This is a genomic window from Thermococcus indicus (genome assembly GCF_006274605.1).
GTDB lineage: Archaea > Methanobacteriota_B > Thermococci > Thermococcales > Thermococcaceae > Thermococcus > Thermococcus indicus.
This window is the reverse complement of record NZ_CP040846.1, coordinates 1,339,932-1,354,970: the sequence shown is the minus strand read 5'-3', so window position 1 is coordinate 1,354,970 and position 15,039 is coordinate 1,339,932. Positions and strand designations below refer to the sequence as shown.

At 56.3% G+C, this 15,039-nt stretch carries 12 protein-coding genes; 4 read left to right on the top strand and 8 right to left on the bottom strand.

Annotated elements, in window-relative coordinates; genetic code table 11:
* Window positions 1-6: 6 nt before the first annotated feature.
* Entirely contained in the window at window positions 7-2,457 is a 2,451-nt protein-coding gene (locus FH039_RS07455) for a Gldg family protein (RefSeq protein WP_139681737.1), read from the bottom strand.
* Window positions 2,458-2,627: 170 nt separating this feature from the next.
* On the opposite strand from FH039_RS07455, the gene FH039_RS07450 reads away from it, so the two are divergent.
* On the top strand, window positions 2,628-3,143 hold the full coding sequence (locus FH039_RS07450) for a cob(I)yrinic acid a,c-diamide adenosyltransferase (protein WP_139681736.1): 516 nt from the start codon (window positions 2,628-2,630) through the stop codon (window positions 3,141-3,143).
* On the opposite strand, the gene FH039_RS07445 is transcribed toward FH039_RS07450, so the two are convergent.
* The 7 genes from FH039_RS07445 to FH039_RS07420 form a co-directional block, all read right to left on the bottom strand.
* Window positions 3,136-4,380 carry an MFS transporter gene (locus FH039_RS07445; protein WP_139680804.1) on the bottom strand — a complete coding sequence of 415 codons (1,245 nt, stop codon included), beginning with the start codon at window positions 4,378-4,380 and terminating at the stop codon, window positions 3,136-3,138. The genes FH039_RS07450 and FH039_RS07445 overlap by 8 nt on opposite strands.
* Window positions 4,377-5,618: an MFS transporter gene (locus FH039_RS07440; RefSeq protein ID WP_139680803.1), complete on the bottom strand. Its 1,242-nt coding sequence runs from the start codon at window positions 5,616-5,618 to the stop codon at window positions 4,377-4,379. Before FH039_RS07440 ends, FH039_RS07445 begins: the two co-directional genes overlap by 4 nt.
* Before the next feature lie 63 nt (window positions 5,619-5,681).
* Window positions 5,682-6,335 (bottom strand): DUF4097 family beta strand repeat-containing protein, encoded by a 654-nt coding sequence (locus tag FH039_RS07435; RefSeq protein ID WP_139680802.1) that lies wholly within the window; start codon window positions 6,333-6,335, stop codon window positions 5,682-5,684.
* On the bottom strand, window positions 6,332-6,469 hold the full coding sequence (locus FH039_RS12150; RefSeq protein WP_168188386.1) for a hypothetical protein: 138 nt from the start codon (window positions 6,467-6,469) through the stop codon (window positions 6,332-6,334). The genes FH039_RS07435 and FH039_RS12150 overlap by 4 nt, the downstream gene beginning before the upstream one ends.
* A 6-nt stretch (window positions 6,470-6,475) precedes the next feature.
* Window positions 6,476-7,777: a hypothetical protein gene (locus FH039_RS07430; protein WP_139680801.1), complete on the bottom strand. Its 1,302-nt coding sequence runs from the start codon at window positions 7,775-7,777 to the stop codon at window positions 6,476-6,478.
* On the bottom strand, window positions 7,774-8,184 hold the full coding sequence (locus FH039_RS07425) for an ArsR/SmtB family transcription factor (protein WP_206206147.1): 411 nt from the start codon (window positions 8,182-8,184) through the stop codon (window positions 7,774-7,776). The genes FH039_RS07430 and FH039_RS07425 overlap by 4 nt, the downstream gene beginning before the upstream one ends.
* Before the next feature lie 144 nt (window positions 8,185-8,328).
* Window positions 8,329-8,817 (bottom strand): PadR family transcriptional regulator, encoded by a 489-nt coding sequence (locus FH039_RS07420; protein WP_139681735.1) that lies wholly within the window; start codon window positions 8,815-8,817, stop codon window positions 8,329-8,331.
* 117 nt (window positions 8,818-8,934) lie between these two features.
* On the opposite strand from FH039_RS07420, the gene FH039_RS07415 reads away from it, so the two are divergent.
* The 3 genes from FH039_RS07415 to FH039_RS07405 all read left to right on the top strand — a co-directional run bounded on the left by FH039_RS07415 (window position 8,935) and on the right by FH039_RS07405 (window position 15,037).
* Entirely contained in the window at window positions 8,935-12,987 is a 4,053-nt protein-coding gene (locus tag FH039_RS07415; RefSeq protein ID WP_139680799.1) for an MMPL family transporter, read from the top strand.
* 97 nt (window positions 12,988-13,084) lie between these two features.
* Window positions 13,085-13,966 carry an AEC family transporter gene (locus FH039_RS07410; protein WP_139680798.1) on the top strand — a complete coding sequence of 294 codons (882 nt, stop codon included), beginning with the start codon at window positions 13,085-13,087 and terminating at the stop codon, window positions 13,964-13,966.
* A gap of 51 nt (window positions 13,967-14,017) precedes the next feature.
* The gene (locus FH039_RS07405; RefSeq protein WP_139680797.1) at window positions 14,018-15,037 is read left to right on the top strand and encodes a M42 family metallopeptidase; all 1,020 of its coding nucleotides are present in this window, start codon (window positions 14,018-14,020) and stop codon (window positions 15,035-15,037) included.
* Window positions 15,038-15,039 lie beyond the last annotated feature (2 nt).

Sequence of the window (15,039 nt, the reverse complement as noted above, 5' to 3'; positions counted from 1 at the left end):
AGGGGGTCACTCCTGGTGCGCCAGCCAGAGGAGGGCGCCCTTTATGAATGGCCAGTTGCTCTTGATGTACTTGAAGTTGTAGCTGTCGCTGAGGGCCTTGCTTGAGCCGTAGGCGACTATTCTGCCGGTGCCTATGTCAACGGCGGCCGCTATAACCGGGTTGGTTCCCTTTATCCTGACCACGTTTCCGTCGGCATCAACCGAGTAGCTCGTGTCGTAGCCCTTGATGAGCCAGACAGCGTTTCCGCTTATCGTCAGGGTGTCGCCGTTGTAGTACATCGTCCAGTCGTCTGGCACGAACTTCATGACCGGGTGTGCCTTGTTGTATATTCCAACGAACGGGTAGTAGGGCCTGCCGCTGTTGTGGTCGTCGTCCATGAGTTCGTCGGCGTTGAAGGTAATGCCGTAGTCACCAACTATCGCGTTGAGGTCTTCGGTGTTCAAATACCTGTACCACTCGCCCGCGATTAACAGGCCTCCGCCGTTCTCAACGTACTGGTGGAGGGCCTCAACCTCGGATTCGCCAAAGTTAGTTTTCGGGTCGAGTATTATGACAACGTCGTAGTCCTTGAGCAGGTCAAAGGTTAGGGGCTCGCTCCCGATGTCCGCTTCCCATCCGAGTTCGTTTTCAATTTTGTCCACGAGATAGCTTATCCCAGTCTGCTCAACGTAGTACTGCCCGTGGGAGGCGTCTATCAAAACCCTGGGGATCGTTATGGTAATGTTGATTGCGGGCGTCTGCTGACTGGCGTTCTGGGTTGTGTTGGTTGGAACTCCCTCGGTCTCATTGCCGGGGATTGTCCCCGTTTCGGTTTCATTTTCCTGCTCCTGCGCCTGCTGAGCGGCCTTTATTTCCTCCAGGGCCCTCTGAAGGTGGGGCAGGAGGAACTGGATTTCCTCCTTAACATCCTCGCCAAGGAACAGCGCCTTACGAAGGTGTATCATGGCGGGGAGGTAGAACCCGGTCTTATCGGCGCGGTTCTTGAACTGCTCGTAGAGCGAGTACTCTTCCATAACCTCGGACATGCTGTCGTTTACCCAGTTAATCTTGTCGGCAACGTCGCTGTCGAAGGATACCCCGTAGCTGACGAGTTCCGAAACCGTGCTGGTAAAGTTCTCGTAGAGGCTCTCGAGGTCTGAGAGCCGGGAATCGTACTGGACGCTGTAATACATCGTCAGGCCGTAGGAGATTGTATTGGGGTTGGGCCGGTAGGCCTCAATGTCCTTCTTATCCCTCGGTTCTATCTTGAAGCTGCCGTAGGAGTACCATACAATGCCCCTGATGTAAACATACTTGGAGCGGTGGCCAGGGGAGTAATCGTAGAGCTTGTCGTCTATCCTAACCGGGCCACTTCCGTCGTCAACTTCCCACTCGCCGTGACCGAGATCCGGATCAGTAACCCTAACGTCCCTGACCTCGACGAGAACGCCCTCCCACTTCTCCTGGGAAACGTTTCCGGTTGGAAGTACTACTGGGGCAGGAACATCTGCTGTTCCCAGGATGACAACGTTTTCCGAATCGGTTTTGATCTCGGTCATCCCAAAGTATTCGTCAACGGTTCCTACAATCCTTACGTAATCCCCTCTGCTAACTTTGGGAGAGGTTCCAAGGTACACGTAGATTCCGCTCCACGGCCCGGTACCGTTCTGAATGAAGAAGCCTCTGGAGTCCGTTGCGGTAACAACGCCTTCTGTGGCAACTCCCTTGTCCTCGTAGATAGAGGCACCCTCATCGGTAGTGTTGCTCTGTATTTCATGGATTGAAAGGTTCAGAACAACGTCCTCTGCATCCCTCGGTTCTATCTTGAAGTTTCCGTAGGAATAGTACACAACACCAATTACATAGGCCAAGTTCTGATCGGCCTCAGGGGTGTAACCGTACATGAGGTCATCAACGCGAACCGGACCTGTCCCATCGTCAACCTCCCATTCGCCGTAACCGAGATCCGGGTCAGTGACCCTGACGTCCCGGACCTCGACGAGGACGCTTTCCCACTGCTCCTGTGCAACATCACCACTCTTGAGAACGACAGGTTTGGGGGTCTCAAGAACTATGCCATCAGCTTTAACTATTGATGACACATAGCCTATTTCCGTTAGACCGTTGCTCTCAAGGACTTTTCCTGTAACCGCCACTTTGTCTCCCACAGAAACGGGGGTTCCATCATTGTATTTTGGCATCTGGTTGTATGTGTAGACGAATATTCCCCTCCAAGCTCCGGTACCGTTCTGAATAAAGAACCCATATCTATCTTTTCCGTGGGAGGTCCAATGTGCGATGCCTGTGACGATTCCAGCAGTTGTGACTACTTGTCCATCATAAGGTGAGCTATCACCGTAGCCCTGAATTTCGGGAATTGGGATTATTGTCTCCTGCGCTTGCACCGGCTTTATCGCCCACGCTGGCACTATGCTCAGAACCAACAGCGCTATTAAAACGATGCTCCACCGCTTCATGTGAACCACCTAAAGAAAAACGGCGTTGGTGTATAAATAAGTTTTTCCCTCAATTACTCCGGTTTTTTATCACCGAAAGTGGCTTTCGACGTTTCTTTTGTGGGGACAGGGAAAAGATTATGTCCGCAAACCCTAAAAACGTTGAGCGTGCGTTAAAGGTGGTGGTCAAAATGTCCATCACTACAAAAACCGGGGATAAAGGTCTAACCGGTCTTTTCACAGGCGACCGGGTGGCGAAGTACTCACCGATAATGGAGGCGAACGGGAACATAGACGAACTCGACAGCTTCCTGGGGGAGGCAAAGCACCACGTTCCTGAGGAGATGGCCGAGATTCTCGAGAGGATACAGGTTCAGCTCTACGACCTTATGGCAGAGCTGGCCAGCAAGGGGAAGTACTCGAAGGTTGGTGGGGAAGAGGTTAGATGGCTTGAGGAACTTATTAATAAGTATGAAGAAGAGGTCCAGCTTAGGGCCTTCGTCCTTCCGGGTTCAACCATCGCGAGTGCCAAGCTCGATGTCTGCCGCGCGGTGGCCAGGCGGACGGAGAGGAGCGTTGCGAGGCTCGTCCTCGACTATGGCTTTGGGCAGAACGCTCTCGTCTACCTAAACAGGCTCAGCGACCTGCTCTTCGTAATGGCAAGGGCGATAGAAAAGAGGAAGGGGAAGCTGAAGGAGGTCAGGTGACCCCTTCGCTCTCCCCGTATTCCCGCTCCCTGAGAAGAACCTTCCGATATCTGGCCCAGAAATACGCAACGACAGCCGCCATGCCAATCCATATGGCTAGGGTTACCTCCCAGGCTGGGAATCTGTCGAGGAGCGGTCCGACGGCAATGAGGCCGAGCGGGCTTGAGAGATGCATCAGGACGGCCATGGCAGACATGACCCTGCCCCTGAGCTCGCTCGGTATCGCGCGCTGTATCTTAGAATTGAGGGGCACGTCTATGAAGGCCTCTATGCTGCCCCACAGGATGTTTATCCCAGCGAGGAAAAAGAACGCCTCGTTTCTCCCCAGGTCGGAGAGGGGACTTATCGCCCATGTGAAGGCGAGTATCATCACCCCGTCCAGGAGGAGGGTGTGGAAAAGATACCTTCCGGCCTTCTTTCCGAATTTAATCGCTATCAGGCCGTTTCCAATGAGCGCCCCTCCCATGAAGGCGCTCTCAAGGAGACCAAACTGGTAGCTTGAGAACTTCAGCACCTCTCTGTAGGAGTACGGCATAATAACCGCCCCAAATGGTTGGCCGAGGGCTATCATGAAAAGGGCAAAGAACATGAGGGTCGAGAGGTATCTGTTGGAGCGGAGGAAGCCGATGCCCTCTTTGAGGTCCTCGATAACCTGAGAAAAGCTCTCCAGTTCCTTCGTACGCCACTCATACTTTATCATAATCTCAAACAGGCCGGAGCCGAAGAAGCTCGCCGCGTTTATGAGGATGGCCAGCTTGATACCTCCGACGGCGTAGATGAACCCTCCAAGGGCAGGGCCGACGAGACGGGCGAGTATAGCGAAGGACGAGACGGTGGAGTTGGCCTTCTCAAGCTCATCTGGTTCCACGAGGTCGGGGAACATCGCTCCAGTCCCAGCCGAGAAGAATGCCCCCATAACCGCCATCACGACTTGGACTGCCAAAAGCTGGTGGATGCCTAGGAGGTCGAACGTGATGACGGCGAAGAGAAGGGCTCCCCTCGCAAGGTCAAAGCCGACCATCAGGTGCTTTCGGTTGTAGCGGTCGCCCACAACCCCGGCGAAGGGCATGATTATGAGGACCGGTATCATCTCGGCGAGGATGAAGAGGGTCATCATCGAGCCGCTGTGCGTTTTGTCTAACACGTAGAGGGGCAGTGCGACGTCCTGCACCGCCCAGCCGAGCTGGGAGATGAACCTTCCGACAGCGAAGAGCCAGAAGTTCCTGTTGAGGCTCACGGCACCACCTCCGCGTTTTCTGAGCCGATGTTTATAACGATTTCCCTAAAGCGGAGGTAATAATACAGGGTTATCAGCACGCTCGGGACGGTGAGGGAGAGGATTATTACCGTGGTTCCTGCGACGTCGAGGAGGGGTCCAACGAGGGCCATGCCGAGTGGCGTTGTGGCCATCATCGCCGTCTCAAAAGCCGTGAAAAATCTGGAACGGACCTCGTCAGGAACCGCCTTCTGGAGCTTTGTGAAGAGCGGGATGTTAACCAGGGTGTTGAAGAGCCCTATCAGGCCGATTATTCCCAGCAGGGTGGGGTAGGCCAGTTCCCCGAGGATAGAGCGCGTTACGAAGGCGAGGCCCGTCAGACAGAGGAGCTGGGCAAACAGCGCCCCGAAGAGAAGGTTCTCGGATTTCTCGCCGAGCTTCAATGCGATGAGCATGTTTCCGGCCAGTGCTCCTAAGGTTGCCGCCGTCTCGACGCTGCCGAACCTGACTGCGGAGAGGCCCAGCTCAATCCTGGCAAGGTAGGGAAGTACCACCGCGAACACGGGGTTGAGGAGGGTGTTGAGGATTATTCCGAAACTCACGAGCACCATGAGGTTTCTTGAGTTCTTCATGAAGCGGAAGCCCTCGAGCATGTCGTCCCAGACTTCGCGGACGCTTGAGAGCTCCCGCGTTTCTCTGCGGTACTCGATAAGGATTTCAAACAATCCCGAGCCAAAGAAGCTGACCGCGTTGATTAGGATAGCAAGCCACAAACCCCCGATGGCGTAGATTAACCCGCCGAGGATTGGGCCGAGTATCCTGAGTATCTGACCGCCGCTCTGCAGTATCGAGTTCGCCCTCGCGAGTTGCTCCTTTGGAACCAGATCCGGGAACATCCCGACTATGCCGGCCGAGAAGAACGCCCCCATAACGCTCATCGCCATCTGAACTGCCAAGAGCTGGTATATCCCCAGCAGGTTGAACCCTATGACCGCGAAGAGGAGAACTCCCCTCGCTATATCGAGACCGTACATGAGCCTCTTTCTGTCGTAGCGGTCACCGATAACCCCCGCTATCGGATTCACGAGCAATCTCGGAACCAGCTCGGCCATTATGAAGAGGCTCATCATCGCCCCGCTGCCGGTCTGGTCGAGCACGTACAGCGGAACAGCGACATCCTGCACGACCCACCCGGCCTGTGATACCCACCTGCCAACGGTGTAGAGCCAGAAGTTCCGGCCCATTCCATTCTCGAACATCCCCTCTAACCCCCATGAATCTCCCACTTAATTACCGAATTAAGTAATTGAAGAATTAGAGAATCAAATCAGCTCGACCCTCACGTCGCCGTTCACCGTGCTAACCTTCACCTCGAACTCACCTGTCCCTATAACCGGGTCATCGGGGTCTATTCCGACCAGCTTAACGTCGCCGTTCACCCTTTTGGCCCTGATCTTGGCGTCGCAGAACTCGGTCAGGCGAAGCACGATGTCCCCGTTGACGCAGCTCACCTCGACGTCCCCCTCGAGTTCCTCGATGGTGAGCTCGATTTCCCCGTTCACGGTAGATGCCTTCAGCGGACCTGCGACCGTTAGGTGGGCCCTCACCTCGCCGTTCACTGTGCTAAGCTTTTCGGCCTCGCAGTCCTTCAGATCTATCTCCCCGTTTACCGTCGTGACGTCCTCAAAGCGCACGCCCTTGGCCCTAAGCTCGCCGTTCACGTTCTTCGCATTTACTATGGCCCTCCGCGGAACCTTCACCTCTATCTCCGCCCAGCCGCTCTCCCTGAGCAGGTTCAGGAACCTTTTCTTCGGCTCTTCCCGGATGATGAGCTTTCCGCTCCTCTCTTCGACTTCCAGGTTTACCTCGCCGTGGACGGTGTAGTTCACCTCGGCGTAGTCGTTCTCCCAGCCTTCAATCTCTATCCGGCCGTTGGTGGCCTTTATATCGACTTCTCGGACGTTTTCAAATATCATATCAAACCCCCCAGCGGATGAAGTTCAAAATCAAAAAGGGGCCCCTCGTGCCCCGTTTTCTTTTCGCAGTCTTCCCTTTCTTCATTGGGGATCGTGATGGCGTCGGAAGCCTTCGCGATTACCGCACTCTCCACTCCAGTTCACCCCAGGTAGGCGGTCAGCTCGTCGAGGAGCTCCTTCACGCGCCTGTTGAGCAGGGTTCTGTCTATGCCGAGGCCCTCTATCAGCTCGGCGCTCTGCTCCTCCACTATCTCCTTCGCCTTCCTGACCACCAGCCTGTAGGCGTCGCCGTTCTCTATGGTGTACGTTTTGCCCCCCGTCCTTATGCGGACCGTGCCGTCTCTGGCGGAGATTACGACGTCCTCGATGCGTATCTTGGCCCTCCCCCTGCCGACGCTGAGTGAGACGTCGCCCGAGCGGAGCGAGACGGTCTCGCCGAGGCTCAGCACTTCGTTTCCGCTCCTGTATGTTACCCTCTCACCGTCGACCTCGATGGAGTACTCATCGGTCTCTATCTTCAGCCTCTCGCCGACCTTGGTGAGCTGGAAGCCGTTGCGGAGTTCCCTGATGGTCAGCATGTTCCCGGGAGGCATCTCGGGATTGCCCTCGCGGAACCTCATCGGGCCTATCTTGACCTCCTCACCGCCCGGCGTCTCTATGACCTCAATGAAGGGCAGCTTTACGTACTCGAAGCCCTCCCCCTCGTATACCTTGATGAAGCCTAGGTCCACCACGCTGTCCCTCTTGCCCTTCTGATAGAGCCTGTCAGGGTTCACGAGGTCGTTCACCCTCGAGACGAAGTCCTGATCTGCTGAAACTTTCCTCCCGGCTATCTTCTCCTCGGTCCACACGATGACCGGGCTGAGGAGCCTCTTCGTTACCCTACCGAGCGGCGTATCGGCCTCGACCGTGACCTCGCCGTCTACGACCCAACCGACCTTCTTCCTCCCGAACTTCACAGGATAGGCCTTGCCGGTTCCCTTGAGCTTCACCTCGCCGAAATCGGCGCCTTCGAACTCGTAGGCCTTGCCTTCAACTTTGATGTCGAGCCTCTTCTCATCGAACTTCGCCAGCAGGATTCCCGCTATGACGAGGACGACGGCATATGCGAATGCCGTTCCCGCGTAGTCGTGAAGCCACTCGCTCATACCCAGCCACTGTCCAAAGAACAGGAATATGCTCGTCCAGAAGAAGCCCTTGGCCAGGGCAAAGACTATCCCACTTATCGTCACCCCGAACCACTTGCCCACCGCGAGCAGCTCGAATGCAAACAGGAGCGCCACGATGGCGTAGACCAGCTGGTCGTTGTATGCCTCAAGTCTCAGCGGCCCCTTGAACAGCCAGACGATGAGCAGTATCGCCGTGAGAGCTTTGAGGTACTCCGCTATCCTAAATCTCGGGCCTTCGTGGGGAACGGCCCGATACTTCCAGCTGAAACTCATTCTTCCACCTCCTCCAGGGCAGTTATTATCTCAAGCAAGCGCAAAAAGAGACGTCCGTCGGGCGATATTTCGTATCCTTCTCCCTTTCTCACCATCCGGGTTTTCACCAGGAGCTTCAGGTGGTGGGAAACGGTGGGGCTTTCCACCCCGAGCGCTTCCTTTATCTCCTTGAAGCCCATGGGCCTCTCGGAAAGCATCTTGAGTATCCTTATCCTGTCCGGGTTGGCGAGGGCCTTGAGGGTTTTCGCGGCCTTCTCCTCGTCTATCTCGGGCAGGCTTCCGCCTTCGAGCTTTCTCCTGAGGCGGGCCTTTATCGAGAGCATGACCTCATCAACGGGGTCAATGCTTTCCTCCAGCACCTCCAGCCTCTTCTTCAGCTCCTCGAGCTGAACTTTGAGATCCTCCATGATACCACCAGGTACAGATTTTTGTAGTACACTTTTCTGTACTTAGCTGGTGCGCTAGGTATATAAAAGTTTATCGGTTGGTGGCCGCACAAGATAAGCGCCGCCCCAAGTACCTGGAAAAGGGAGAAGAGAAAAGCAGGGAAATCAATTCTCCGCAGAAAGTTTGGCTTCTATAGTCTTTATTTCCTCGTCCAGTATGTCGCGTATCTTCTTGAGGAGCCCCAGGTACTCAATCACGGTCTCCCTGTCCATGACCTTTCTCTCCCCCATCTCCTCGAGCTTCTTCTTCAGGGCTTCGTGATAGTTGATGGAGGTGTACAGAACCCGAAGGGCCAGTTCGTTGGAAGTTTTTAGGTAATCGAGGCCCTTTTCAGTCAGGCTGTATTTCACACGCCTCACCCTGCCCCGATACTCCTCGCGGGGCTCCAGAAGACCCTCCTCGACCATCTTGTTGAGTATCGTGTACAGGTTGCTGTGACTCGGCTTCCAGAGGCCGATGGCCAGTTTCTCAAGCTCCTTCAGAATCTCGTAGCCGTGGGCCTCGCCCTTGAGGCCGACGATGACGAGTATAATGTTCTTCAGGGGAACCGTGAAGAGGCCCTTGATTATCTTCCGCTCAACGTCCTCCCCCATTGTCACCACCCATAGTCGAAGGTTGAACCACAATCCTTATAAACGCTTCTCTCAACGACATGTCGAACTTTGACATGTTTGAATTCATCATGTTGATAAGCGACAATGGTGGTGGATATGGCCTGGAACGACTGGATTGTTAAGCATGCAAAGGCCATCGTGGCCCTCTGGATAATAGCCGTCATAGCCGCGATGCCCCTTGCAACAAAGCTGAACGACATCACCAACTACAGCATGGACCAGTTCCTTCCAAAGGACGTGGAGTCCGTTAAGGCTCAGGACACCCTGGCAAAGGAGTTCCCGGAGTTCGCGACCAGCGACAACCAGACATATATGATAGTGAGCGGCGTGGACATCAACGACCCGGCGACTAGGGGAGCCTACGAGCGCTTCAAGGCCGAGGCAAAGCCCTACGGGAGCAATTTCACCTCCTACTACGATGCCGTTGATCTGCTCCACAACAAGTCCTACGAGATAGCGCTCAACCTCACCAAAACAACCGCCAACCTGACCGGAATCTTCTACGGCTCGGCAATCAACGCCAGCAACGCCTACGGAACCCTTCTCACCCAGATTGAGAACCTCAGCGGCCAGGTCGAGACCCTCAACGGGACCGTCCCCCAGCTCGCCAAGGCCTACCTCGCGCTCGAGGCCAACCTGAGCGTCCTCTACAACCAGAGCCCCGCTCTTCGGGAAGCGCTCAACGGGACTGACATGGCGTACGTCGGCCTGCACGAGAACCTCACGGAGGCGAGCGGACAGCTGAGGGCTTTGAACTCAACCATAGCGGGCCTTAACGCAGGCCTCTACAACCTGAGCGATGGCTACGCGAGAACTTACCTCGGAACGATAGGGGCCTACGACGCCCTCCTCCAGGCGGGTGCTTATGAGAGGGGCCTTGACCAGGCAACGGCGCAGACCATAGCTGAAAAGCTTGGCGTTCCGGTAGAGTTCGTTTACGCGGTTTACAACGCCACATACCCGGCTCACTCGGCCTACGGGGCCAGTGCAATAACCGACGGCTTCCTGGCCAACGTTACCAAGGCAATGGTTCTCGGTCAGATTAGCGACCCGATGCAGAGGAACCTCGCCGAGGCCTACTCGGTTGCCTTCTACGGGGGAGTTGTAGCGTTTGACGAGCAGGCGGGCAGTGATTACGCCCTCATTCAGCTCGGCGAGAACGCGGTTAGGCCCGTTGATGGGATAGCAAGCAACGCCCTCAAAAACCTCCCGCTCGTTATCGAAGGGGCTGGGGGAAGCTATGATGTTCCGGGCTTCGGCGAGGTTCCGGCGGAGACTTTAGCTTACATTGTGAACGTCTCGATAGGCCTCGAAAGGAACACGAGCGCTTTGACCGTTGAGAACGCGACCATTGATGTCGCAAAGGCGCTCATGGCCGGAAACCCGCTCCTCGAGATGCCGAACGCCGACGAGATACTGGAGACGCTCCTCGTGTACGGCCCGACGAAGGAGCTCGAAACCAATCTCCTCGCCGGAGCGCTCAAAGAGAAGCTCCCAAGCGAACAGAAAGCTCTGGCCGAGCCGATAGCCAGGACGGCCGTTGCCTTTGACCCCAACGCGACCGGCGTTCTGGCCAGGAACCCGGAGACCCTGAAGAAGGCCACCGTGTCCCTGCTCGCCGAGATTCTGAAGGAGAAAGGCCTTGAACTCCCGGAGAGCGTTATAGGCGAGGTTTACGACTCCAACGGCAACGTTTCACCGATAGCGGAGGAGATACTCATCCAGAAGACCGCCGAGAAGCTTGGAGACGAGAAGGCGGCGGAAGCAATAGTGAACACCGTCGTCAAGAACCCCAAGGAACTTGCAGAGGGAATCGGCGTTGAAGAGACCGTCAAGGAGATAATCACGAGCCTGGCCGGAGACGTTCCGATAGACCTCGGCAAAGCCGTGGACGATGTTTACGCCGGCAGAAGTCCGGAAGAGATAGCCTACGAGCTCTTCGAGCAGGGAGTCAACGAGAAGCTCGCCAACGTAACCGCTCCTGAGGACGTCAGGGAAACGCTGAGGGAGCTAATGCTGACCGTTGCCAGGGACTACCCGATGAGCGATTCACAGATTGATGCCCTCGTTACGAAGGAAACGGCCAAGCTCGTCGAGAAGTTCATTAACGAGATAAACCTCGGCGTCGAGATCCATGTGAACACGACGGAGCTCGTCGATATAGCCTTTAAGTTTAAGGACAATCAGGAGGAGATAACGAGGGAGGACGTCGGGCCGATAGAGGAGGGAATTTACCCGTCCATTTACAGCCTCGCGAAGAGCTACATCGGCATGCTCAAGAGCCCTGACAACAGGACGATGCTGATTCTCTTTGTTCCCAAGGGCCTCGAGGGTGTAAGTAACCTGGAGAAGCAGAGTAAAGCACAGTACGCGAGCTCGCTGAAGGCCAAGGATGTCGCGCTGAGGGAGTTCGGGAATGTGTCGCCGAAAGTCGAGGCCTACGTTACCGGAACTCCCATCCAGACCTACGAGGCCATCAAGTACGGAAAGGAGGACAACGACAAGACCACCAGGTTCAGCATAGCTGGGGCGCTCCTCGTGCTCCTTATCCTGATGGGGGTGGCACTGCTAGCGACGCTCCTGCCCTTCACCGGCGTGGCAACGGCAACGCTCACCGCGCTGGGAATCCTCTATCTGCTCGCGAAGGGCGACTACCTCGACGTTGGAAGCTGGGCCCAGATGCTGACCGTCACGACGGCACTTGGCCTCGGAATAGACTACTCCACCTACTACCTGCACCGCTTTAGGGAGTATCTGGCGGAAGGCTACGACCACGAGAAAGCGGCGAGTGAGGCGCTGAAGAGGGCAAAGGACGCGGTTCTTGCCAGCGCATCAACCGACATCATAGCCTTCGCGAGCTTCATCCTGGCCTGGGAGTTCCCGATATTCAAGACCATCGGCATGATAGCACCCCTGGCGGTCATCGTAGTCCTCCTCGCCAGCCTGACGTTCATTCCGGCGATAACCGTTCTCATAGGCGACAAACCAGCCTTCTGGTGGCCGAGACACATCGAGCATCACATCGAGAGTGTGGACATCCACGAGAGGAGCAGAATCGCGGAGTGGGCCGTCAAGCACGCCAAAGTGGTTGTCCTCATAGCGCTCCTCGTGGCGGTTCCGGCGGCCTACAACTTCGTCAACTTCAACGGAACCCACGACATAAAGCTGTTCATCCCCAAGGACAGCGAGACCTACAACTTCCTCCAGCTCAGCGAGAGCACGGTCGGTGCGGGCGTTACCTCCCCGACCTACGTCGTGGTCGACCTCGGACACCCAGTTGGCGACGGCGACCTCAAGACCATCAACGAGCTCGCGGACAGGATATCAGCGGTTGACGGCGTCGAGTACGTCTATACCCTCGCCCGTCCCTACGGAAGGCAGGTGAACGTCAGCGTGGACGAGCTGAAGAGCCTCGGCGGAAACCGCTACATCTCGGAAGACGGCACTAAAGTGCTGATACAGGTTACCGGGAAGTACGAGGCCACCGACGACCGCTCCAAGGACATGGTGAGGGAGATAAGGGATATAGTGAAAGACGAGGAGAAGTCGGGAGCAATAAAGTCCGGAATGGTTGGCGGAAGCACTGCACTAGCGCTCGACCTCAGCGACCTCATCAACGACGTCTTCTGGCACAGAATCTTCCCGGTGGCGCTCCTGCTGATGTTCCTGTCCCTCATACCGACACTCAAGGGACTGCCCGCAGTTATAACCACCATAGGCACCATAGCGGTCGGCGTGCTCCTCAGCATAACCGTTTCCAGCTGGCTCTTCGAGAGGGTCTTCGGCCAGCAGGTCATGTGGTTCCTGCCCATGATGGTCTTCATAGTGCTCATGGGTGTGGGCATAGACTACAACAGCTTCTACCTGGTCAAAGCCAGGGACGAGTTCGAGCGCAGGAGCGCGAGAGACGCGCTGGTGGTCGCCGCCGGAACGATGGACACGCTGGTCGTCGGCCTCGCCGCTGTGCTGGCGGTAACCTACGGCTCGCTGATGACCGGGGCGACGTGGGGAATAAGGGAGATAGGCTTCGCACTGGCCATCGGAGTGCTCTTGACTGCCACGGCGGCGGTCTACTTCATCGGCCCGGCCACGATGGCTCTCTTCGGTGAAAAGGCCTGGTGGCCCCTGCACAAGACGAAGAAGGAGTGAGCCTCAACCCCTGCTTTTATTTTTCAAGTTCATCCCCAACCCCCTTTCATTTTTCCACACTCGACAGACTTTTAAACGCTGAACCCCAGGTTTAAGCATGAACATCGCCGAGATGCTCGCCCTTATAGCGGTCGGCTACGTCCTCAAGAGGCTGGTCAAATCGGAGAAGCCCTTCGACTACCTCCGAATCCTGGTGAACGACTTTCTCCTCGCCCTGTTCATCTTCGGGAACGTGGCGAGCAAGGACCTGAACTACCTCCTGAGCATAAAGACTGTCTTCCTCTACGTCTTCCTGATAATCGCGATAAGCCTTGGGTTTTCGTACATCTACGGCCGCGTCGTCCTTAAAAACGACCCCTGGGCCGGTGCGCTGATGGTTCTCTCGGTCTATCCCAACACCGCCGCCCTCGGCTTCCCGATAGCGAGCCTCTTCCTCGACGACATAACGCCCGCGATACTCTACTCCACGACCAACTCGATGATAGTCATCCCAATCGTCACCTTCATAGCGGCCCACTACTCCAGCGGAGGCGCGAGCGTTAAGGACAGCTTCCTGAAGGCGCTGAAGTTTCCGCCGACGGTGGCGAACCTCTTCGCCCTTGCACTCGTCATAGGCGGCGTTCAGATTCCTGCCCAAATCCTTGAGCCGATAAGAACCGTCGGCTGGCTCAGCATACCCCTGCTTATCATCTACTTCGGCTCGCGGATAACGCTGAGAAGCTTCGACTGGCGCAAGCTCGCGGAGGTCGGGGCCTTCCGGATAGCGATTCCCTTCACCTTCGTTTTCCTCACCCTCCGCTGGGCGGCCCCGGGCGTTTTCTACTCGGTCCTCGTCGAGGCCTCGATGCCCCCGGCCATAGCGGCCAACGCGATTCTGGCCCAGTACCGCCTGAAGGCCGAGGAGGCGATAAGCGTCACCTTCGTGCTGACCCTGCTCGTCATAGGGCTCTTCATGGTTCTCAGCGCTCTGATGGGCTGAAAGACCGATGCCCTTTTTAACCCTTCGACCTTTCTTTTAACGGTGGTCATAATGGAAAGAATGATCGAGATTCTCAGGGAGATTCTGGAGATACCGTCCCCAACCGGCTACACGAAGGAGGTCATGGCCTACATAGCGGAACTCCTCAACGAAAACGGTGTGAAAACCTACTTCACCAACAAGGGCGCCCTGATAGCGGGCAACCATCCTGAGCCGGAGCTTGTGATAGCGGCCCACGTTGACACCCTCGGTGCGATGGTTAAAGGAATCCTGCCGAACGGACACCTGAGCTTCACCAGAATAGGCGGCCTTCACCTCCCCGCCTTCGAAGGCGAGTACTGCACGATAATCACCCGCTCGGGGAAGAGGTTCAGGGGCACGCTCCTCCTCAAGAACCCCAGCGTCCACGTCAACAAGGAGGCCGGAAAGAAAGAGCGCAAGGAGGAAAACATGTACATCCGCCTCGACGAGCTGGTGGAGAAGAAGGAAGATACAGAGAAGCTCGGCATAAGGCCAGGTGACTTCATAGCCTTCGACCCGAAGTTCGAGTACGTGAACGGCTTCGTCAAGGCCCACTTCCTCGACGACAAGGCGAGCGTGGCCGTTATGATAGACCTGATGCTCGATCTGGGGGCTGAGGCCCTTGAAAAGCTCCCGGTGGCGTTCTTCTTCTCGCCCTATGAGGAGGTCGGACACGGTGGTTCGGCGGGTTATCCAAGGAGCATGAAGGAGCTCCTTGTCGTCGATATGGGCGTCGTTGGGGATGGCGTCGCGGGCAAGGAAACGGCGGTATCGATAGCGGCGAAAGATTCCACAGGCCCCTACGACTACGAGATGACGACCAGGCTCATCGAGCTGGCCGAGAAGCACGATATTCCCCACGTGGTCGATGTCTTCCCCTACTACGGTTCGGATGGCTCGGCCGCTCTGAGGGCCGGCTGGGACATCAGAGTTGCACTCATCGGGCAAGGCGTCCACGCGAGCCACGGTATGGAGAGGACGCACGTCAAGGGGCTGCTCGCGACGAAGGAGCTGATAAGGGCTTATATTGAGGAGATGTTTGGGATTTGATG